This window comes from Anaerocolumna cellulosilytica (assembly GCF_014218335.1).
GTDB classification, from domain to species: Bacteria; Bacillota; Clostridia; order Lachnospirales; family Lachnospiraceae; genus Anaerocolumna; species Anaerocolumna cellulosilytica.
This window is the reverse complement of the sequence record NZ_AP023367.1, coordinates 3,076,773-3,098,553: the sequence shown is the minus strand read 5'-3', so window position 1 is coordinate 3,098,553 and position 21,781 is coordinate 3,076,773. Positions and strand designations below refer to the sequence as shown.

The 21,781-nt window shown below is 37.3% G+C and carries 25 protein-coding genes; 23 read left to right on the top strand and 2 right to left on the bottom strand.

The window, feature by feature from the left end; genetic code table 11:
* The first annotated feature begins 8 nt into the window (after nucleotides 1–8).
* From acsn021_RS12740 to acsn021_RS12655, 18 genes are all read left to right on the top strand, one after another.
* Nucleotides 9–293 (top strand): BMC domain-containing protein, encoded by a 285-nt coding sequence (locus acsn021_RS12740; protein ID WP_279289736.1) that lies wholly within the window; start codon nucleotides 9–11, stop codon nucleotides 291–293.
* A 121-nt stretch (nucleotides 294–414) separates the two neighbouring features.
* Nucleotides 415–1,191, top strand: coding sequence for an ATP-binding protein (locus acsn021_RS12735; RefSeq protein WP_184088627.1), 777 nt, complete (start codon nucleotides 415–417; stop codon nucleotides 1,189–1,191).
* A 16-nt stretch (nucleotides 1,192–1,207) separates the two neighbouring features.
* Nucleotides 1,208–1,837: a phosphate propanoyltransferase gene (gene pduL / locus acsn021_RS12730; protein ID WP_184088630.1), complete on the top strand. Its 630-nt coding sequence runs from the start codon at nucleotides 1,208–1,210 to the stop codon at nucleotides 1,835–1,837.
* 15 nt (nucleotides 1,838–1,852) lie between these two features.
* Entirely contained in the window at nucleotides 1,853–2,668 is an 816-nt protein-coding gene (gene eutJ, locus acsn021_RS12725) for an ethanolamine utilization protein EutJ (RefSeq protein ID WP_184088633.1), read from the top strand.
* Nucleotides 2,669–2,687: 19 nt separating this feature from the next.
* Nucleotides 2,688–3,470: a hypothetical protein gene (locus acsn021_RS12720; RefSeq protein ID WP_184088636.1), complete on the top strand. Its 783-nt coding sequence runs from the start codon at nucleotides 2,688–2,690 to the stop codon at nucleotides 3,468–3,470.
* A gap of 32 nt (nucleotides 3,471–3,502) precedes the next feature.
* Nucleotides 3,503–3,775, top strand: coding sequence for a EutN/CcmL family microcompartment protein (locus tag acsn021_RS12715; RefSeq protein ID WP_334297375.1), 273 nt, complete (start codon nucleotides 3,503–3,505; stop codon nucleotides 3,773–3,775).
* 15 nt (nucleotides 3,776–3,790) lie between these two features.
* Complete coding sequence (locus tag acsn021_RS12710) at nucleotides 3,791–5,017, top strand: ethanolamine utilization protein EutH (protein ID WP_184088642.1); 1,227 nt, start codon at nucleotides 3,791–3,793, stop codon at nucleotides 5,015–5,017.
* A 146-nt stretch (nucleotides 5,018–5,163) separates the two neighbouring features.
* On the top strand, nucleotides 5,164–5,604 hold the full coding sequence (locus acsn021_RS12705; protein ID WP_184088646.1) for a cupin domain-containing protein: 441 nt from the start codon (nucleotides 5,164–5,166) through the stop codon (nucleotides 5,602–5,604).
* A gap of 192 nt (nucleotides 5,605–5,796) precedes the next feature.
* A complete protein-coding gene (gene rplU, locus acsn021_RS12700) occupies nucleotides 5,797–6,105 on the top strand; it encodes a 50S ribosomal protein L21 (protein ID WP_184088649.1) in 309 nt (102 codons plus the stop codon).
* A 17-nt stretch (nucleotides 6,106–6,122) separates the two neighbouring features.
* Complete coding sequence (locus acsn021_RS12695) at nucleotides 6,123–6,440, top strand: ribosomal-processing cysteine protease Prp (RefSeq protein WP_184088651.1); 318 nt, start codon at nucleotides 6,123–6,125, stop codon at nucleotides 6,438–6,440.
* A gap of 47 nt (nucleotides 6,441–6,487) precedes the next feature.
* A complete protein-coding gene (rpmA, locus tag acsn021_RS12690) occupies nucleotides 6,488–6,775 on the top strand; it encodes a 50S ribosomal protein L27 (RefSeq protein ID WP_161839164.1) in 288 nt (95 codons plus the stop codon).
* Nucleotides 6,776–7,261: 486 nt separating this feature from the next.
* Nucleotides 7,262–8,548, top strand: coding sequence for a GTPase ObgE (gene obgE, locus acsn021_RS12685; RefSeq protein WP_184088653.1), 1,287 nt, complete (start codon nucleotides 7,262–7,264; stop codon nucleotides 8,546–8,548).
* Between the two features lie 42 nt (nucleotides 8,549–8,590).
* The gene (gene yhbY, locus acsn021_RS12680) at nucleotides 8,591–8,902 is read left to right on the top strand and encodes a ribosome assembly RNA-binding protein YhbY (RefSeq protein ID WP_184088655.1); all 312 of its coding nucleotides are present in this window, start codon (nucleotides 8,591–8,593) and stop codon (nucleotides 8,900–8,902) included.
* Between the two features lie 55 nt (nucleotides 8,903–8,957).
* Nucleotides 8,958–9,566: a nicotinate-nucleotide adenylyltransferase gene (nadD, locus tag acsn021_RS12675; protein ID WP_184088657.1), complete on the top strand. Its 609-nt coding sequence runs from the start codon at nucleotides 8,958–8,960 to the stop codon at nucleotides 9,564–9,566.
* 20 nt (nucleotides 9,567–9,586) lie between these two features.
* Nucleotides 9,587–10,165 carry a bis(5'-nucleosyl)-tetraphosphatase (symmetrical) YqeK gene (gene yqeK / locus acsn021_RS12670; protein ID WP_184088660.1) on the top strand — a complete coding sequence of 193 codons (579 nt, stop codon included), beginning with the start codon at nucleotides 9,587–9,589 and terminating at the stop codon, nucleotides 10,163–10,165.
* A gap of 77 nt (nucleotides 10,166–10,242) precedes the next feature.
* Nucleotides 10,243–10,599, top strand: a complete 357-nt coding sequence (gene rsfS / locus acsn021_RS12665) for a ribosome silencing factor (RefSeq protein ID WP_184088663.1) — start codon at nucleotides 10,243–10,245, stop codon at nucleotides 10,597–10,599.
* A gap of 228 nt (nucleotides 10,600–10,827) precedes the next feature.
* Nucleotides 10,828–12,240, top strand: a complete 1,413-nt coding sequence (locus acsn021_RS12660) for a polysaccharide biosynthesis tyrosine autokinase (RefSeq protein ID WP_184088666.1) — start codon at nucleotides 10,828–10,830, stop codon at nucleotides 12,238–12,240.
* Complete coding sequence (locus tag acsn021_RS12655) at nucleotides 12,164–12,955, top strand: tyrosine-protein phosphatase (protein WP_330603064.1); 792 nt, start codon at nucleotides 12,164–12,166, stop codon at nucleotides 12,953–12,955. Before acsn021_RS12660 ends, acsn021_RS12655 begins: the two co-directional genes overlap by 77 nt.
* Before the next feature lie 86 nt (nucleotides 12,956–13,041).
* Here the strand turns inward: acsn021_RS12655 and lexA are convergent, their stop codons facing one another.
* Nucleotides 13,042–13,659 (bottom strand): transcriptional repressor LexA, encoded by a 618-nt coding sequence (gene lexA / locus acsn021_RS12650; protein ID WP_184088672.1) that lies wholly within the window; start codon nucleotides 13,657–13,659, stop codon nucleotides 13,042–13,044.
* 328 nt (nucleotides 13,660–13,987) lie between these two features.
* On the opposite strand from lexA, the gene acsn021_RS12645 reads away from it, so the two are divergent.
* Entirely contained in the window at nucleotides 13,988–14,929 is a 942-nt protein-coding gene (locus acsn021_RS12645; protein ID WP_184088675.1) for a DNA polymerase Y family protein, read from the top strand.
* Nucleotides 14,930–15,113: 184 nt separating this feature from the next.
* Here acsn021_RS12645 and rpsT read toward each other — a convergent pair whose 3' ends face one another.
* Nucleotides 15,114–15,377, bottom strand: coding sequence for a 30S ribosomal protein S20 (gene rpsT, locus acsn021_RS12640; protein ID WP_184088677.1), 264 nt, complete (start codon nucleotides 15,375–15,377; stop codon nucleotides 15,114–15,116).
* Between the two features lie 208 nt (nucleotides 15,378–15,585).
* Here rpsT and gpr point away from each other — a divergent pair, with 208 nt between their 5' ends.
* From gpr to hemW, 4 genes are all read left to right on the top strand, one after another.
* Complete coding sequence (gene gpr / locus acsn021_RS12635) at nucleotides 15,586–16,548, top strand: GPR endopeptidase (protein ID WP_184088679.1); 963 nt, start codon at nucleotides 15,586–15,588, stop codon at nucleotides 16,546–16,548.
* 376 nt (nucleotides 16,549–16,924) lie between these two features.
* Entirely contained in the window at nucleotides 16,925–18,316 is a 1,392-nt protein-coding gene (gene spoIIP, locus acsn021_RS12630; RefSeq protein ID WP_243167742.1) for a stage II sporulation protein P, read from the top strand.
* A 152-nt stretch (nucleotides 18,317–18,468) separates the two neighbouring features.
* Nucleotides 18,469–20,277 (top strand): translation elongation factor 4, encoded by a 1,809-nt coding sequence (lepA, locus tag acsn021_RS12625; RefSeq protein WP_184088681.1) that lies wholly within the window; start codon nucleotides 18,469–18,471, stop codon nucleotides 20,275–20,277.
* Nucleotides 20,278–20,521: 244 nt separating this feature from the next.
* A complete protein-coding gene (gene hemW, locus acsn021_RS12620) occupies nucleotides 20,522–21,676 on the top strand; it encodes a radical SAM family heme chaperone HemW (RefSeq protein ID WP_184088683.1) in 1,155 nt (384 codons plus the stop codon).
* Nucleotides 21,677–21,781: the final 105 nt, after the last annotated feature.

Genomic DNA, 21,781 nt, shown 5'->3' with positions numbered 1-21,781 from the left:
ATTTTATTATGGCAATGCAACAAGCGTTAGGAATGATTGAAACTAAAGGGTTAGTAGCTTCTATTGAAGCAGCAGATGCAATGGTGAAGGCAGCAAATGTAACTTTAATTGGTAAGGTTCATGTTGGTGGTGGACTTGTTACCGTTATGGTACGCGGTGATGTAGGTGCAGTAAAGGCATCCGTTGATGCAGGTGCGGCAGCAGCAGAGCGTGTAGGAGAAGTAGTTTCACTTCATGTTATTCCAAGACCTCACGAGGAAGTACAGACTATTCTGCCAAAAATCGGGGAATAGGAGATTCCAAAGGCTGTAACGAAGTTAAAGGATAGGATTACAGAAGGTAAACCCGGTAAATTTTTTGGGTTCTTTCTGTAATCACTACTGCCATTTACAGCTGAAACAGGAGGTGGCGCATATGAAAGTAATTACGGAAGCAATAGTCAGAGAAGAGCTGAAAGGAAAAGAACCTGAGTATTACTATGTGGAAGAAGGGGAATTGCTTTCGCCGGCGGCCAGAGAATATCTGCAGCAACGCAGAATAAAGATAGGAACAAAAGAAGAAGCTCAATCCTTTCCTCAGGCTTCTGAAAAAGCAGCTTTACGAGAGGCTCCTACTAAGGAAGTTACGGTGCAGGTTCCTAAATATACCGATTATGAATCTGGGGCTTTTTATATGGAAAAGCCGGAGCATATGACCCAGTTAACTGGTAATACGCTGGTGCCTAAAAATCATTTGCGTATTCATTTTCGTGGTAAATTAGACACCTTGCAAGCAATGGTTATTTTAACGCAGGCAACTTTGGCAGAAGCAGAAGGAAATAAAAAAATTATAGAGGATCTTAATGATATAAAGAATATTCTCATGGATATCATGCGCTGTGATATTTTAGAAGAAACCTTATCGGAACATACCATTATTGGACTAACTCACAAAGAGTTAAGGGAGCGTTCTCATGATCCCCAGAAATTTTTTAATATAAAACAAATGACAATGCCGGACTACACTATGGGTAAAACCTATGCCTTATTAAATCGTCTGCGTACGGCGATAAGGGAAACGGAAGTCTCTGCAGCAGATGCATTTTTAATGGGAGCAAAATGTACCAGAAGTGACATTATAGAGGAATTTAACCGTTTATCCAGTGCTTTGCACATAATGATGTGTATGTATCTTGCAGGGTTATATCGCTAGAAAGAGAGGCAAAAAAGTGGAAGGCATTATTAAAGCTGTAATGGAAGCAATTAAGGGAGCCGGGCTTGTGGAAGTGGAGGTCTCTGCAAGACACATCCATTTATCAGAAGAGGATTTGGAATTTCTGTTCGGTAAGGGTGCAAGTCTGACACCGAAAAGGGAATTGTCCCAGATAGGACAATTCTTGGCAGAGGAAAGAGTAAACCTCATTGGACCCAAGGGAAGAAAAAATCGTATAGCCATATTGGGGCCTGTAAGAAAGGATACGCAGGTTGAACTATCCAAAAGCGACTGTGTTGACTTAGGAGTGAAAGCACCGGTTAGAGAATCGGGAGATGTAGAAGGTTCAGGTGTAATTTCCATTGAAGGCCCCTGCGGTATACTTGATATTAAGCAGGGTGTTATCGTAGCACATCGGCATATACATGTCCCAAAGGATGTTGCCAAAAAACTGGGTCTGAAAGACAAAGACAGACGAAATGTTCAGATTTACAGTGACCGTCCGGTTATCTTTAACGATGTTATTATACGTATCAGTGATACAGCACGTTTTCGTATGCACATTGATTTTGACGAGGCTAATGCTGCAGCTGTGAGCGGTTTTACTCTGGGGCAAATTGTGTTACAGAAACAGTTAAGCAATTGATAGGAGAGGGCAGGAATGGACTTTGAACAAGTGGATGCCTATATGGCAAGAGTGGAAGAATCAGAGCAAGTGATTTTTAAACCCGTAAGCAGTAAATTAAAGGTGGGATTGGACTTAGGTACGGCCTATATAGTAATAGTTGTATTGGATGAGGAAGATAACCCCATAGCTTGTGAGAAACAGGCGGCGAGTGTGCTAAAGGATGGCGTAGTAGTAGACTATCTGGGCGCTCTAACGATTGTTAAAAATTTAAAAGCAAAGCTAGAAAGCCGACTGGGGGTAGAGCTTACTTCTTGTGCAATTGCCATGCCAGCAGGGACAGAGAGCAGTGTGCGCACTCATGAATATGTTGCGGAAGGTGCAGGCTTTATAGTTACCAATGTGCTGGATGAACCTACGGCAGCCAATTCCATATACCAGATACAAGATGGTGTAGTGGTGGATATTGGCGGTGGCACCACGGGTCTTGCCATCTTTAAGGACGGGAATGTAATAAGTACAGAGGATGAAGCAACAGGAGGTACTCATGTTTCCCTGGTTTTATCCGGCAATTATCATATTAGTTTCGAGGAAGCGGAAAAAATAAAACAGGATTATAAAAGACACAAGGAAATACTTCCTATTGTAAAAGCTGTAATCGAAAAGATGGCCACGATTATCGGAAAATATGTGGACAAGGAACAGGTGGATGCTATCTATCTTTGTGGTGGTACCTGTTGCCTTACAGGGATTGAAGAAATTATAGAAAAGCGAGTTGGCATAAAGACTCTGAAAGCCAAAAACCCTTTTCTTGTTACACCGACAGGGATAGCAAAGAACTGTAAGATATAATTGAGAGGGGGGTGGTTACATGGAGGATAAGCAGCTTGTAGAGATTATTCTAAAGCAGGTAATGGAAAAGCTGAAAAGCAGTCAAGCTGAACCAAAAGAAGCCGGGCTGAGCGAAGCTGAAAAACCCAAGGTATTGATTCTGTCGGAAGAACATAAAACTTGTTGTCATGAAGTGTTAGAGCACACGGATTTTACACAGATTTATCAGTTTGAATGTGCTATGACAATGGAATACAATTGCAGGATAGAGGACTATGAAGCAGTTGTTTTATTTTCAGTTAGTAACATAAATTTGGGAAAATTAACAGCAGGCATAGGAGATACTCTTTATCTGAATCTGGCTTTACAGGCAATATTAACAGGAAAAAAAGTATATGTACCGAATGAGGCAGTTGAACTTTTTTCTTATCAGGCTTTTGCCCCAAAGGCTTTTTATTCCATGATGCTTGAGAAAATTGAGTTCTTAAAATCCTGTGGCTTGACCTTTTGTGAGCTGAAAGACTTAGGGAGTGCTTTGAACACCTTAAAACAGGAAGAGGAAATGGGCTATAGTCCTGCACAAGTTAGCTTTAAGAAGCAGGCAGAAAGTAAAAATAATCAGCAGGTACATGTATTGCAGGATTTAAAATGTACTAAACAAGACGTCATTATTGATAAAAAGGTAGTAACAGAAAGTGATATAAAAAGAGCCTGGGAAGAAGGGGCGGTAACTGTTTACACCAGTGATAAGGCTATTATTAGCGATCTTGCAAAAGAGTTTGCGAAGAATAGAAATATTCTGTTAAAGAGGAGCGGGCTATAAAAAGCCGATAATTATTTATGAGGATAGGAAAAGTGATAGGTAATGTATGGGCTACCAAGAAAGAAGAAAAATTGGCAGGAATAAAACTGTTGATTGTTCAACCCATTAATATCGCAGACGGAACAATGGAAGGTGTACCGATTATTGCAGCTGATATAATCGGTGCCGGCTGCGGAGAAACGGTTATCCTTGTAGACGGCAGTTCAGCCAGAAGAGCCGCAGGAGGCCCAGAAGTACCAGTAGACTCAACCGTTGTAGGTATTGTTGACGGTAATGACATTGACAGCAGTCTGCTGGAAGTATAATAAGGAGGATAACATATGTTTCAGGAGTTGATTGATAATATTTCGAATACCAAGGTGTTTACAGAGAGTTTTGGTGAGTGGATTTCTAATCTTTCTGTAAATTCCGTCATTATTTTTATTATGATGATTTTTATGATAGTTGGTGCCGTTGACAAAATCCGTGGAAATAAGAAGGGGTACGGGGAACAGTTTGACGAAGGATTTAATGCTATGGGACCTTTGGCAATTGCTATGGCCGGTGTTGTTGCAGCCGCACCTGTTCTGGCAATATTATTAAAGCCAATCATCGTTCCTCTATATAATCTGGTAGGAGCTGATTCTTCAATGTTTGCAACAACTTTATTGGCATGTGATATGGGAGGATATCCTTTAGCAATGCAACTGGCGGATAATCAGTCCATCGGAAATTTTGCCGGTCTTATTTTAGGTACTATGATGGGACCTACGATTGTATTTACTATTCCGGTTGCATTAACTATTATCAAAAAAGAAGATAGGCCATTCCTTGGAACAGGTATTCTAGCAGGCATGATTACTATACCTATTGGTTGTATTGTAGGTGGTCTGGTTATGAATATGACACAGTATAAGATAAGCTTGGGGGCTATCTTGGTGAACCTGATTCCGGTTATTATCATAGCGGGATTAATTGTCATTGGTCTTTGGTTTGCACCGCAGAAAATGATTAACGGCTTCAACAAATTTGGTAATGGTGTTACGATAGTTATTACTGCATTTACAGCAATTGCCGTATTCCAGTATCAAACGGGAATTAAATTTCCTCTTATGAATATTATGGTAGAGCCGGATGCAGAAGGAATAATACCACTAGAATCCGGTTTGTTAGTTTGTGGTCAGATCGCCATCGTGTTAATAGGAGCCTTTCCTATGGTAAAATGGATTACCAATACATTTGGCAAGGGCTTAAAGAAAATCGGTGCCGTATTAGGTATGGATGAAAACGGCTCAGCAGGTATGGTTGCAAGTCTAGCAAATAATATTGCCATGTTTAATATTATGGGAGATATGAATCCAAAGAGTAAAATACTCAATGTAGCATTTGCTGTGTCGGCAGCTTTTGTGTTTGGTGATCATTTAGGTTTTACCGCAGGTGTAAATGCAGAGATGATATTCCCTGTAGTTATAGGAAAGTTGGCAGCAGGTATAACGGCTCTGATTGTTGCCAATGCGCTTGCTCCAATGCTTCTTTCAAAAATTCAGACATCAAATGAAAAAAAATAAAAGCATTGTTAAAAACGCAAGTGTTTTTCAACGTCTTGATTAAAATGTGCACTAAAGCGCACGGATGGGAGTCAGGTTGAAAAACTAAAGAAGTTTTTCAACGTCTTGATTAAAATGTGCACTAAAGCGCACGGATGGGAGTCAGATTGAATATAAGCGAAGAATTAATTAAAAAAATCGTTGAAAGCGTAATAAAAGAATCTCTTGCAGGAAACAATGAGGCAGAGGTAGAAAAGGAAAAAGACCCAAGCGGCATTATAAAAATACCCACTGCAAAGGTTAAATGTGAACCTTTTGGAGGTGCTGAGGGCGTTGCTTTAAAAGATATTGTGACGTTGGAAGAAGCGCCACGTATGGGAGCAGGAATTATGGAACTGGATCACACCAGCTTTGAATGGACGCTCACTTATGATGAATATGATATGGTAATTGATGGAATCCTGGAGATAGAGATAGATGGCAGAACAGTGACAGCATATCCTAATGACATTATCTACATACCAAAGGGAAGCCATATTTATTTCAAAACACCTTCTACTGCAAGATATGCTTATTTTGTATATCCTGCAAACTGGCAGTCTCAATAAAAGTATTTTTAATTAACCGGTGACAATAAATAACATGTCAGCGGTTAATTTTTTATATGTCAGTCGTTTTTTTCATTGACAAATACTACCGTATATGTTATCATACTTTAGTGTGCCGCACAACGAGGTTTTAAAACGCTGTCTTTTGGGCAGATACCGTAGTTGGCGAGTAATGATAATAGGAGGTGCCATATGTACGCAATTATAGCAACAGGTGGTAAACAGTACAAAGTAGCCGAAGGCGATATCATTAAAGTAGAAAAGCTTGGTGTAGAAGCTGGTGCAACTGTGTCCTTTGACCAGGTACTTGTAGTTAACAACGGTGAATTAGTAGTAGGTAATCCTACTGTAGCGAATGCAACTGTTACAGCAACAGTAGTAGAAGAAGGCAAGAACAAAAAAGTTATTGTTTATCGTTACAAGAGAAAATCCGGATACCACAAGAAAAACGGTCACAGACAGCCATATACTAAGGTTAAGATCGAAAAAATCAACGCTTAATACCTAAGGTAAGTGAAATGATTAAAATATCCGTATATAAGAATGCAGAAGGTAAAATTATCGGGTTCAATAGCTTGGGACATGCCGGTTACGCTGATAGCGGACAGGATATTGTTTGTGCAGCAGTTTCAGCACTGATAATTAATACCGTGAATTCTATAGAGCATTTTACAACTGATACTTTTGATTTGAAACAAAATCAAAAAAAAGGTCAGATTGATTTTAGGATAGTTTCAGAACTTAGTAATGAGTCTAATTTATTGTTGAACTCCTTATTTCTTGGTTTACAGGGAATTGCGGAGGATTACGGACAGAAATATATCAATTTGGTTTAGCAGGATATGTAGTTATTCTGCGGCAATTATTCAAGGAGGTGTAGGTTATGTTAAAGATGAACCTTCAATTTTTCGCTCATAAAAAGGGTGTTGGTTCTACTAAGAATGGTAGAGATTCCGAATCCAAAAGATTAGGTGCGAAAAGAGCTGATGGACAATTTGTATTAGCTGGTAACATCCTTTACAGACAACGCGGAACTAAAATTCATCCAGGCAATAACGTTGGACGTGGCGGAGATGATACTTTATTCGCATTGGTAGATGGTGTTGTTAGATTCGAAAGAAAAGGCAGAGATAAGAAACAAGCTTCTGTATACCCTGTAGAATCAAAATAATATGAGATGATTATGAACCCCAAATTCTTGATTAAATCATGAATATGGGGTTTCTTTTATCCTTTTGCAAGTATTAAATCTTATTGAAAAGGAACATAGCAATAAGATTATTATGTAAATTATGAATCGCTTCATATATAGATATACCTATCCTAAATAAAGGGTTGAGGTCATAAAAAGCCTTAATATATAAGAACTTCTTATATATTAAATAAATGTAAAAAATTGATATATGGGAATCCTTATATATTAAGGAGAAGCAGTATTTAGGTTATATCATAAATGGTATTTACAGTAAATGGATTTTGGATTTTGAGTTTTAATGTGAATCCTTGGAGATACTAACTTATAGAGGAACAGAATAACGGTATGGTAGGATTTTTCTTGTAATTTTTGTTATGTCCTATTATAATAAGAACATTGAAACCATAGGTTTCGGCTTTATTCGGGAAGCTGATTTACCAAGTAAAACAAGAGGTGATAAAAGTGTTTGCAGATAGTGCTAAAATATATATACGTTCGGGCAAAGGCGGAGACGGTCATGTAAGCTTTCGTAGAGAGATATTCGTTCCTGCCGGAGGGCCTGACGGTGGAGACGGCGGCAGAGGCGGAGATTTAATCTTTGAAGTAGATGAAGGATTAAATACGTTATCTGATTTTCGTTTCACAAAAAAATTTATTGCCAAGGACGGTGAAAACGGAAGTAAAAAACGCTGCCATGGTAAGGATGCAGAAGATCTCATCCTGAAAGTGCCAGAAGGAACAGTCATTAAAGATACGGAAACCGGTAAGGTAATCGCGGATATGTCCCATGGAAACCGCAGAGAAATCATCTTAAAAGGAGGCAGGGGTGGTAAAGGTAACCAACACTATGCTACACCTACCATGCAGGTACCTAAATACGCACAACCGGGCCAGCAGGGACGGGAATTAGATGTTACTTTAGAGCTTAAGGTAATTGCAGATGTCGGATTGGTAGGATTTCCCAATGTGGGTAAATCTACTTTATTATCAAGAGTGACAAATGCAAAGCCTAAAATTGCCAATTATCATTTTACAACTTTAAATCCTAATTTGGGTGTAGTTGATTTAGATGATAATGATGGTTTTGTAATTGCGGATATTCCAGGATTAATTGAAGGAGCATCGGAAGGGGTAGGACTCGGTCATGAATTCCTAAAGCATATTGAGCGTACCAAGGTTATTATACATCTGGTAGATGCTGCGGCTACAGAAGGTAGAGACCCGGTAGAAGATATTAAAATCATTAACGGTGAGTTAACTGCGTATAATGAGGAACTGGCTCACAGACCACAGGTAATTGCTGCTAATAAATTAGATGTACTTTATGGAGAAGAGGAGGAAGAGGCGGTTTCTAGATTAAAGGAAGCTTTTGAACCTCAAGGAATTAAAGTCTTTCCCATATCAGCAGTCAGCGGTAAAGGAATTAAGGAATTATTATATTCTGTAAAAGAACTTTTAGATACTCTGGATGATACCCCGATTGTATTTGAGAAAGAATTCTTTCCTGAAAATATGGATTTCTCCAATGAACCTTATACTGTGGAGAAAGAAAATGAGCATACTTTTGTAGTGGAAGGTCCCAGAATTGAGAGAATGCTTGGTTATACAAATCTGGATTCAGAAAAAGGGTTTGAATTTTTCCAACGCTTTTTAAAAGAGAGTGGAATTCTGGCTGAGTTAGAAGCTTTAGATATTCAGGAAGGCGATACTGTTAGGATGTATGGTCTGCACTTTGATTATTATAAATAGGAAGCTTTAGAATGTTAATGTAATAAAAGGAGATAAGAAGTTATGACAAGTAAGCAAAGAGCTTATTTAAAGGGTCTGGCTATGAATATTGAGCCTATTTATCAGGTGGGTAAATCCAGCTTAACACCAGAGATTACAGAAGGGCTTAAAGAGGCTTTAGAAGCCAGAGAATTGATAAAAGTTACCGTTTTAAAGAATTGCTTGGATGATCCGAAAGAAATAGCGCAGGTTGTTGCTGAAAGAACACGTTCGGAAGTGGTTCAGGTTATCGGTAAAAAATTTGTGCTTTATAAGGAATCTAAAAATAAGAAAAAGATTGAACTGCCGGTAGATAAAAAAATAAAAAAAGCATAACTTTTAACCGCGTTTTATAATAGACTGAGGCAAAATAGGAAAGGGCAAATCTGACATGAGTAAAATCGGTATTATGGGCGGAACATTTAACCCTGTCCATACTGCACATTTAATATTAGCAGAAACTGCATATGAACAGTTAGGCTTAGACAAAATTTTATTTATGCCTTCCAAAAAGCCTCCCCATAAAATGCATGAATCTATAGTAAGTGATGAACATCGGATTCAAATGGTTCAACTGGCTATTCAAGATAACCCGCATTTTGTGTTGTCTTATGCAGAACTGAACAGGGAAGGGGTTACTTATACTGCGGATACGCTGGAGGAACTAAGTTCCCAAAATCCTAAAGATGCATATTATTTTATTATGGGTGGAGATTCTTTATTTCAGTTGGAAACTTGGTGGAAGCCGAATAAAATACTTTCCTTAAGTCGTGTTGCGGTAGCTGTCAGGGGATATGAAACGATAGAAGGTTATAAAGATCAGATAGCATATCTGAGTAAAAAATATAATACGGATATTCAACTATTAGCTACACCGAATCTAGATATATCTTCAAGAGATTTAAGAGAGAAGAGAAAGCAGGGAAAGTCTATACGATACTATGTACCGGAGACAGTTTATAATTATATAGTAGATAACCATTTATATCAGGGTGATTGACCCGATAAGGGAGGCTGCCGATGAATTATGACATATATATTTTACAGCATAAGTTATCTAAAATACTGACAGAAAAAAGATTTTACCATTCTCTTGGTGTCCAAGCTATGAGCCTTTCGCTGGCTGCTCGCTATGGAGGGGATTGTGATAAGGCGATACTAGCAGGATTACTTCATGACTGCGCTAAAAACTTAAAGAATGAAGTTTTGCTGTCGGAGTGTGAAAAATATGATTTAGGTATATCTGAGGTTGAAAGGCGTAATGTTTACCTGCTGCACGGAAAGCTGGGAGCTTACTATGCTAGTCAAAAATACAATATAACTGATAAGGAAGTCCTTTCAGCGATTGTTTATCATACCACAGGAAAACCGGATATGGCTTTGTTGGAAAAGATTTTATTTGTTGCAGATTATATAGAGCCCGGTCGTGGTGCAGACCGTATTCCGGAGCTGAATACTATTCGTGAGACCGCATTTTCAGATTTAGATAAAGCAGTTCTTTTAATTCTCTCAAACACTTTATCTTATCTTGAGGAAAAAGGCCAAGAGATAGATGAAATGACAAAAAGAGCTTATGAATTTTATAAAAACAGGTTTTGATATATGGTATTAGAAGCCTGCTAGATTACTAAAAATTATATTACAGAATTGTTGTAATATTTGAGAGGAGAAACAAAATGAATATTTCAAAAGACATGGCAAAGCTTACCTATAAAGCACTTGATGATAAAAAGGCGGAGGATATAAAAGTTATTGAAATTGGAGATATATCCGTAATAGCTGATTATTTTATTATTGCAAACGGTACGAACTCTTCACAGGTACAGGCTTTAGTGGATAATGTTCAGCAGGAGCTTTCAAAACACGGCTATGAACCAAAAAGAATAGAAGGAGTACGTTCTGCTAGTTGGGTATTATTGGATTATGGTGATGTTGTAGTTCACATTTTCTCGCAGGAAGACAGATTATTTTATGATTTGGAAAGAATCTGGAGAGATGGGAAGTTAGTAAGTAAAGAACAATTAGAAGATTAGGCAATCTTCTTTTAGACTTAATTGATTCTAGGCTGTAGTAAGTGTTAAATTTACAAGCGGATAAATTCCGGTGTATGTTTAATATTTTACTACAGCTTTTCTTTTTTCACTGAACTTAAACACAGAACTTAGTAAATGTCATATTATAGCTATATAACTATAAACGTAGAATAAATTATAGCAGACGTCAAGTGTAAGATTACAATATATAAGCGGAGGATTAAATAAATGGAATTTTCTTTTAAAGAAATTGCTGCATTGATGGTAAAGAGATTTTTGTTAATATCTGTATGCACTTTTTCGGGGTTATTTTTATTTCTTCTGGTTAGCAGCTTTATCGTTCAGCCTTCCTATACGGCAAGTGTGCAATTATATGTAAATCCGAATGATAAAGAAGCTACAACTGCCACCTTATCTGAATTAGATTATGCGCAAAAGGTGGTTACAACATATATTAATTTTTTGAAGACAAAAGTATTCTATAAACAGGTTGCAGATAGAAGTAGGTTAGAATATACACCGGAAGAAATTCGAAATATGACCAATATATACGCTGTTAATAACACCGAAATATTTCAAGTTAGCGTTACTTCTCATAGTCCGGATGATTCGTATCAATTGGTACGTGTGATGCAGGAGGTAGCACCTAGACTGATTAAGAGCATAAAAGACACTGCGGAAATAAGCGTTGTAGATCCGGTTGTACTGCCCACATCCCCCTCAGAACCCAATATTTTATTGAATGCATTAATAGGTGGATTTCTGGGTTTTATTATATCGGTGGCGGCTTCTTTTATATGGGAAATCATTGATGTTAATGTGAAAAATCAGGAAGATCTAACAAAGAAATACAGTATGCCGGTACTTGGAAATATTCCTAGCTTTGACGAAATTAGCAGAGAGAGAACTGCAGTAAAAAGAATTATGGCCAAATTACAGAAATCGGAACAACAAAAAACAGATAGACCTATAGATGAAAATACAAAGTTTTTAGTTACGGAGGCATATAAAGCATTTCGTACGAACCTTCGTTTTTCACTGCGAAAAGAAGGTTGTAAAAAAATAATTGTCAGCAGTCCGGTTCCCGAGGATGGAAAAAGTACTACGAGTACAAATATAGCAATAACCATAGCTCAAACTAATAGTAGAGTATTAGTATTAGATTGTGATTTAAGAAAAGGGCGGCTGCATAACTTTTTTGGAATAAAGAGTTCTCCTGGTATCAGTGATTGCCTTTCCGGCATGATTGATGTAGAAGAGACTATTTACAGTACTTCACATGACAACTTATATGTTATGCCAATGGGATCTATTCCGCCAAATCCCACGGAACTTATGGCAAGTAAGCAGATGGAAGACTTAATTCAGAAACTGGAAAAGGAATACGACTATATAATAATGGATACTCCTCCGGTTAATGTGGTATCAGATTCATTAAGTCTTGTTAAACTGGTGGACGGAGTAGTATTGGTAGTAAGAGAAGGAATGACATCTCATCCAAATATAGAGGGTGCACTTACAAAATATAAGTTTGCGGAGACAAATTTGTTAGGCTTTGTTTTAAATGGGGTGGCTCATAATTCCGGAAAAAGCTATAAATCCCGCTATTACTATTATAACGCAGGAAACAACGATGATTGATGTACACACTCATTTATTACCAGGAATTGATGATGGAGCGTCTAATATAGAGGAGGCCTTACTTATGACAAAAAGTTTGGCTGAACAAGGAATCATTACTGCAGTATGTACACCTCACTTTAATCCGGCAGAAGTGTCTATGGAAGATTTTTTAAAAGCAAGGGAGGGGGCAGTGCAATCAATACAAAATAGTGGAGTAAAATTAATTCCTGGCAGTGAAATTTTCTTGCATGAATATCTGTTTCATTATAAGGATATTAGCCCTCTATGCATTGGAGATACCAGATACTTACTTATCGAATTTCCCATTAATAAAACATGGGATACCAAAAATGAATTCTATGTCCGACAATTGATAAACTACTATGGTATAATTCCTATTATTGCGCATATAGAGAGGTATAAGCCCATTTTAAAAAATACTGGAATATTGAAAAGACTTAGAGATATGGGATGTTTGATACAGACAAATACTTCTTCCGTAATAGAGAAGAGAACATCTCGTTTAGTAATTAAATACCTGCAAGCAGGTTATATTGATCTGCTAGGTAGTGATTGTCATAACATGACCACAAGACCGCCATGCTTCACAAAAGCACTGAAAGAGATAAAACGAAAAGCAGGGTTAGACATTATAACACGATTAGAAGTAAATTCAGAACGTGTTATAACAGGAGAATACATTAATAAATCAACTGGTTATATACTGGACTAGTAAAAAGGCTTCCAGGCTGCTCCTTTAGGTAATCAAAGCTAGGGAAGCCTTTTATATGTATTTTAATAGATGTGGTAACGGTAGAATTATTGAAAAAGACGGAACAATCCTATTACTTTTCCTAAAATTTCTAATTCTGAAACAATGATTGGATCCATTGTATCATTTTCAGGCTGTAGACGATAGTATCCATCTTCTTTATAAAAGGTTTTAACAGTAACAGAATCATCTAATAACGCAACAACGATATCACCGTTAGAGGCAGTATTCTGCCTTTGTACAAGAATTTTGTCTCCATCAAAGATACCAGAATTTATCATACTCTCACCTTTTACTTTAAGCATAAAAGTTTCTTCATTGGGCATATATTCGGTAGGAACCGGAAAATAGCCTTCTACATTTTCTACAGCTAATATGGGTTGGCCTGCTGTTATCGTTCCTACAATAGGTACATTAACCAGTTCTCTTCTGGTTAAATTAAAACCGTCGTCCATTATTTCAATTGCTCTGGGTTTGGAAGGGTCTCTTCGGATATAACCGTTTTTTTCTAAAGTTTCTAAATGAGAATGAACGGAAGAGGTTGATTTTAATTTAACAGCTTCGCAAATTTCCCTTACTGCAGGAGGATATCCCCTGTTTATTATTTGTGATTTTAAATATTCTAAGATTTCTCTTTGTTTTGCACTGATTTTGCCGTAGCTCATAATGTTAACCTCCTGAAATAGTCTGAATGTTCTCGGAAACCATCATTCCCAAACTGTTACTTACATGAAAAATATAGTCTAAATCCCAAAATTGATTTGTTTTCGAGAGCATTCATTGTTTTTTTTATTATAACATAGAATTTTTGATAATGCAAAACTAATGTTCGTTATTTTAGAAAAATTTCCACATTTCACAATATTTAGACTAATTATCAGAGGAAAACAATACAAAAGAAAGACTTAGTAGTTGGGAAAAATGAAATGAAGGTATTTCCATTGTAAACAGAACATACATTCTGGTATAATAGCGCAAAAGGAGAATGTATGTATGGAGTCAGTTATTTTTCACGTAGATGTAAATTCAGCATTTTTAAGCTGGGAAGCAGTATATCGGATACAAGTAAAAAGAGAACGGTTAGATTTACGAACAATTCCTTCGGCAGTTGGAGGAGATGTAAAGAAAAGGCATGGCATTATTCTGGCGAAATCTTTGCCTGCCAAGCGGTATAACATTCAAACCGGGGAGAGTGTAAGTGAAGCATGTAAAAAATGTCCCGAACTGGTTCTTGTTCCCCCTCAGTACGAATTGTATGAAAGATGCTCTGAAGCTTTTCTTTCTATATTAAAGCAGTATTCGCCCAATGTGGAACAATATAGCATTGATGAGGCGTATTGTGATATGACTGGTACAAAGTATATATATGAGTCTCCTTATGAAATAACTTGTGAAATAAAAGACCGGATATATAAGGAGTTAGGTTTTACTTTTAATGTCGGAATTTCCTGCAATAAACTACTAGCTAAGATGGCTTCTGACTTAAAAAAGCCTAACATGGTTCATACTCTTTATCCGAAGGAAATAAAAGAAAAGATGTGGAGACTCCCGGTGTCTGACTTATTTTATGTAGGACGGGCCACTACGAAAAAACTGCATACACTTGGTATCCATACCATTGGAGAACTGGCAAGAACAGATATTGGGATACTACGGTCACACCTTAAAAAATATGGTGAATTGATTTATGATTTTGCCAATGGTCGTGATACTTCTTATGTAATTGATGAAAGACCTAAGAACAAAGGTTATGGAAATTCTACAACTATACCTTTTGATATAGATAATAGAAATGCTGCCAGAATGGTTTTTTTAGTCTTGGCAGAAACAGTTTGCACAAGACTTAGAAAGGATGGAGTATCAGCTGCGGTAGTAGCAATTAGTATTGTGGATTTTGAATTCAGACACTGTTCCCATCAGGGTCGGATGCCGTAAAGCGTGCTTCTTTTCTCGAAAGCCCAATTTATCATATGAGTGGTGGTATTTCTCCTGAAAAACGTGTTGCAAAGTAATAGAAGGGCATGAAAGCTTATATTTTTATGCAGCAAAAAAGGCGTCGTAATTGACGCCTTTTTACTACAGCTCTGAATGGGTTAAGTTCAGTCTGTTCTATAATTTATTAAGCGATAGCGTTAACAGCTTTGCTTAAACGAGACACTTTTCTGGATGCTGTATTCTTGTGATAAACACCTTTAGTAGTAGCTCTATCAATTTCAGAAATGGCAACAAGTAAGCTTGTTTTAGCAAGTTCTTTGTCACCGGCAGCCACGGCAGCATCAACTTTCTTTATAACAGTCTTAACTTTAGATTTAATAGCTTTATTTCTTAAAGCCTTTGTTTCATTTACTGTGATTCTTTTCTTTGCAGATTTAATGTTAGCCAAATCGTACACCTCCACAACTCTTATATTATTTGATTATTGTTTCATTAAATCCGGACACGGACGTTCTAATGTAAACATACCACTATATACTATTATATAGGCTTGAATCTGTCAATACATATTTTGAAAAAAAATGAAGAAAATATAATAAAGAAAATAAAAACAGACTTTCTGAGACTCAGGAAGCAGAGAAAGTGAGGTACCCAGAATGGATAACAGTAAGGATACTGAAATAAAACAAACCAAAGCAACAAAAGGTAGTATTACAGCTCTGAATAAAGTCAGGACAGACCTTGCATTGGAAGTTAGGGAAACTTTTAAAGATGATGATGTTGAAATAAAAGGAGTTATATTAAAAGAAGACTATGACAAAAAAAAGAATATTAAGGTTACAACCGTAGAAATAAAGGATCAGAAAGGTGCAGAGGCAATGGGAAAGCCGATTGGTACCTATATTACTATAGAAGCATCAAGACTGGGACAGGAAGACGAAAGTTTCCATGAACCAATAACTAAAGAAATTGCAAAATATATTAAAATGCTGGCAGGAGACATCGATAGAAAAGAGGTTCTTGTAGCAGGTTTAGGTAACAGAGAGGTTACTCCCGACGCTCTTGGTCCCCAGGTGGTGAATAATTTATTTGTAACCAGACATTTTAAACAGGAATTTGGACAAGAATTCTTAGATGACCATCATATGGGGAATGTCAGTGCAATTTCACCGGGTGTTATGGCACAGACAGGTATGGAAACCAGTGAAATATTAAGAGGTGTCGTACGGGAAACCATGCCAAAACTCGTGATAGTAATTGATGCTCTGGCTGCCAGAAGTATTACCCGCTTAAATAAAACAGTGCAGATTACAGATACAGGTATCAGTCCGGGTTCAGGGGTTGGTAATAACCGCAAAGCCTTAAACAAAGAGAGTCTTGGCGTAGATGTAATTGCATTAGGAGTTCCTACTGTGGTGGATGCAGCAACCATTGTAAATGATACTATGGAACAGTTTATGTTAGGGCAGGGTTTTTCTGATAAGGAAATCGGCCAGTTTACAAGTGAGTTGGCGGGGCAAAGTATGAATAATATGTTTGTTACTCCCAAAAATATAGATGAATCCATTAAACGAATCAGCTTCACTATCTCAGAAGCACTTAATAAATGTTTTGCATAACAAATCATAACCTGAAATTCTTTTGAAATTAATCGTTTGAAAACTAGTTCTGGCAGTTAGCATTAATTCTTATGAAATAAAGTATAAGCTGCCAGAGCATGTCTTAAATTTTTCTTAAATTACTTTTGAAGTGTTATCAGAAATCAAATATTTGCATATGATAGAATGTGGTGTTTATGTAAAGAAAGCTTGTTCATATGTAAAACACACCATGGGAATTTGAGTGTAAGTAGGGCGTAATCCTGACTTTCAGGGGGTACAAGTGCAGCCCAAGTATGTATAGAGTATACAGAGGGAGTTAGTTTAAAGATACTTTGCATTTTTCAAACCTAAATATGTGCCTGCAATCCAAAGTAATGCAGGTATTGGAAAGGGCATGGCTATTAATATGAGAAGATATAGATATAGGGCGGCAAGGCTATTTCATATAATTTTATGGAGTGTTATATTAATCCTAAGTCTTAATGTACTTACAAAAGGAATTCGCATACTAGGAGGAGATTCAGCGGCAAAATCCGCAAAATCGTTAGGTGCAAGAATGATTTCGTCCATTTCAGATTATATGGTGACTTCTAATATACCGATTATGGACTATATAACCTCTGATGAGGAGAGTAAAAGCAACAATTTTATATTAAATACAATGATTCGTGCATTTCCTATTAATGAGTACATAGCGAAGGCCAATGACGGCAGTTACAGTAATTACATAGAAAATAAAATAACTAATACAAATACGCTGGCAAAGGGGTTCTTGTTTAATAATGACAGGTATGTGGAAATGATACTAGAAGGAATTGAGAGGGAGAAATCCAATGTTCTGGCAAATACTGACGAAACGGATGTGGCTGCAGCTCTTAGTACTGGGACCTCAGCTGCCGGGAATACCAATGATTTTATACCGATAGATATTATCAGCGGAGAAGTGTACTTGGAAGTAGAAGATGCTACAGTTCCCCACAATGCAGCAGAGACACTGGGTTCTATTAATGGAGAGCATTTTACGGTGGAGCAGTTAGTAAAGCGCCAGTTTTTATACAATAACTTTTATATCGTTGATTCAGCAACAACTGTGAATGATGAGTTGTTTGACGCTAAGAAATTATTAGGAAAAGATATGACTTTAAAGGCGGTTCCGGACAAACCACAGATATTGATTTATCATACCCACTCTCAGGAAGGATTTAGTGACAGCAGGAAAGGGAAAGAAGCTGATACAGTGGTGGGGCTGGGTACCTATTTAACTAAATTGCTGAAAGAAAATTACGGCTATAATGTAATCCATGATAAAACTCAATATGATATTATGGGAGGTACTCTGGATAGAAATCTTGCCTATAATTATGCAGGAGAAGGAGTTAAAAAAATTCTGGAAAAAAATCCTGAGATAGAGGTTGTAATTGATATCCATAGAGACGGGGCTAATAAAAGAGTGGCAAATATCAATGGAAGCAATACTGCTCAAATCATGCTTTTTAATGGATTAAGCCGTAATGCTAAAGGAGAAATTGCCTACCTTAACAATCCTAATCTTCAGGATAATTTGGCATTTAGCCTCCAATTACAGTTAAAGGGCAGAGAATTATATCCCGGTTTAATGTACCGGAATTATCTTCATGCTTATCGTTATAACTTACATTTACGCAAAAAATCCATTCTCGCAGAAGTAGGAACAGATAAAAATACAGTGGAAGAAGCTTACAATGCGATGGATTACCTTGCAGTAATTCTTCATGATGTACTTAGCGGAGAAGAAGCAGCAGAGTAAACTTCTGGCAAGAAGTAATTTGAAGGCTAATGGCTTTAATGCAGAAGAATACTGGAAGGTTTGTCATTATAAGCCAGACGTTTTTCTTGTAAGTAAGCAAGGTCTATGCTATAATACAACAGAATAACTCACCTACTCAGGAGGAATTATAAATGATTGAACAAAGTAAAATCCGCAATTTTTGCATAATTGCCCATATAGATCACGGAAAATCAACCTTGGCCGACCGCATTATTGAAAAAACTGGATTGCTTACCAGCAGGGAAATGCAGGCACAGGTTCTTGATAATATGGAACTGGAAAGAGAAAGAGGTATTACCATAAAGGCGCAGACCGTGCGTACGGTGTATAAGACGAAAGACGGCGAAGAATATATCTTTAACCTGATTGATACTCCCGGACATGTGGACTTTAATTATGAAGTTTCTAGAAGTCTGGCTGCCTGTGAAGGTGCTATTCTGGTGGTTGATGCTGCCCAGGGTATTGAAGCTCAGACTCTTGCAAATGTATATCTGGCTTTAGACCATAACTTAGATATCTTACCTGTTATCAACAAGATAGACCTTCCAAGTGCAGACCCAGAGAGAGTAATTAATGAAATAGAAGATGTTATAGGTTTGGAAGCTCAGGATGCTCCCTTAATATCTGCTAAAATGGGATTAAACATTGAGGATGTACTGGAACAGATTGTAGCAAAGATAATGCCTCCAAAGGGTGACGTAGATGCACCTTTACAAGCATTGATATTTGACTCAAAATATGACTCATACAAGGGAGTTATTATCTTTTGCAGAATTATGGAAGGTCGGGTTGCAAAGGGAACGGAAATAAAAATGATGGCTACCGGCGCTACGGCTGAGGTAGTGGAACTTGGAACCTTTGGGGCGGGACAGTTTATTCCTTGCGAAGAACTGACAGCCGGAATGGTTGGTTATATTACGGCCAGCTTAAAGAATGTAAGGGATACGAGAGTTGGTGATACTGTAACCAATGCAAAAAATCCCTGCAAGCAGGCACTGCCCGGGTATAAAAAGGTTAATTCAATGGTCTACTGCGGTATGTATCCAGCAGACGGGGCAAAGTATCCCGATTTAAGAGATGCGCTTGAAAAGCTCCAATTAAATGATGCAGCATTACAGTTTGAACCGGAGACTTCCATTGCATTAGGTTTTGGTTTTCGCTGTGGTTTCTTAGGTTTGCTGCATTTAGAAATTATCCAGGAGAGATTGGAAAGAGAATATAATCTTGATATTGTTACGACAGCACCAGGTGTTGTGTATAAAGTACACAAAACCGACGGACAGGTTCTTGAGATAACCAATCCATCTAATCTGCCTGAACCGACAGAAATTGATTTTATGGAAGAACCTATGGTAAGTGCAGAGATTATGGTTACGACAGAATTTGTAGGTGCAATTATGAGTCTGTGTCAGGAAAGAAGAGGAATCTATCTTGGTATGGAGTATATGGAAGCTACCAGAGCACTGCTTAAGTATGATTTGCCTCTAAATGAAATTATATATGATTTTTTTGATGCCTTAAAATCAAGATCCAGAGGTTATGCGTCTTTTGACTATGAAATGAAAGGTTATGTCAGCTCAGAGCTTGTAAAACTGGATATATTGATTAATAAAGAAGAAGTAGATGCCTTATCGTTTATTGTGCATGGTGAATCTGCTTATGAACGTGGCAGAAAGATGTGTGAAAAGCTGAAAGAAGAAATACCAAGACAGCTTTTTGAAGTACCTATTCAAGCAGCTATCGGCAGTAAAATTATTGCCAGAGAGACTGTTAAGGCAATGCGTAAAGACGTTCTTGCAAAATGTTATGGTGGTGATATCAGCCGTAAGAGAAAGCTCCTTGAGAAACAAAAAGAAGGTAAGAAACGTATGCGTCAGATTGGTAATGTAGAAATACCGCAAAAAGCCTTTATGAGTGTATTGAAATTGGATGAAAACTAAATAACAGGTAATTATAATAGTAAAGGACTGTTATTGACATCATTATCTACGGAGAGAGTAGGATTATGATGTTGTTATAACAGTCCCTACGTGTGTCAAATACACTAACAGGAGTTAAGTTGAAAAAAGGTTTTCAACATCTTTATTATAAGGTGTACTTTGCACACATACGGGAGTTAAGTTGAAAAAAGGTTATTCAACATCTTTATTATAAGGTGCACTTTGCACACATACGGGAGTTTACATGAAAAGAGATTTAAGTCTATATATCCATGTACCATTTTGTGAAAAAAAATGTGATTATTGTGATTTTCTTTCTGGTCCTGCAGATAAAGCAATTCAATCCAAATACGTTGATGCTTTAGTGAACGAAATAAAAAGCTATAAGCAATTTGCTGAGGAGTACCTGATAAATACAATATTTATCGGAGGGGGTACTCCGTCTTTTTTGGTAGCCGAGCATATCAATAATATACTAGATGCAGTATATAAAAACTTTTCCTTGAAAGCTTCGCCGGAAAATATAGAGATTACTCTGGAAGTGAATCCGGGGACAGTTAATTATGATAAGTTTGTACAATATAAGAAATCAGGCATAAATCGTCTTAGTATAGGTTTACAGTCTACAGATAATGAAGAACTGAAACTGCTGGGACGCATCCACACGTATGAAGAGTTTTTGGAAAATTATAAAGCGGCAAGAGAGGCAGGCTTTCAAAATATAAATCTTGACTTGATATCAGCCCTTCCAGGACAAAGTTTAAAGAGCTGGAAGAACACATTAGAAAGGGCAGCAGCACTAAAGCCTGAGCATATTTCTGCATATAGTCTGATATTAGAGGAAGGAACTCCTTTTTATAGAAGATACCGGGAGGAGGATCAGGATGAGGAGCTGGACAGAGTGATATACAAAGAAACCAAAAGTTTTTTGGAGGAACAAGGGTATATTCGCTATGAGGTATCCAACTATGCAAAGCCTGGATATGAAGCGAAACATAACCTGGTTTATTGGACAAGAGGAGAGTATCTTGGACTTGGGCTGGGGTCTGCCTCTTTAATTAAGGAGGAACGTTTCACAAAGGAGACTGTTCTGACTGACTATATTGAGATTTTTAAAAACGGGAGTTTACCTATTGAAAGGTTAAAAAAAGAAAAAGAACAGCTGACTGTTAAAAAGCAGATGGAAGAATTTATGTTTTTAGGACTTAGATTGTGTAATGGTATTGATAAAGCTGATTTCTTTAGGGATTTTGGAAAGACTGTTGATGAAATCTACGGTGATATTTTGAAAAAATCAGAAGAGGAGGGATTAATTGTATCAAAGCGTGAAAGAATATACTTAACTGAAAAGGGAACCGATTTAAGTAACTTGGTTATGTCAAGATTCCTCTTTGATTAGCTGATGACAGCAGTGAATCCGGGAGTGCTTTTAGTGTATTGTGCGGCGACCGCTTGGACTAATTCCAATCGGATAGTATACTAGTAAATATGGTAAAGTTTTTTA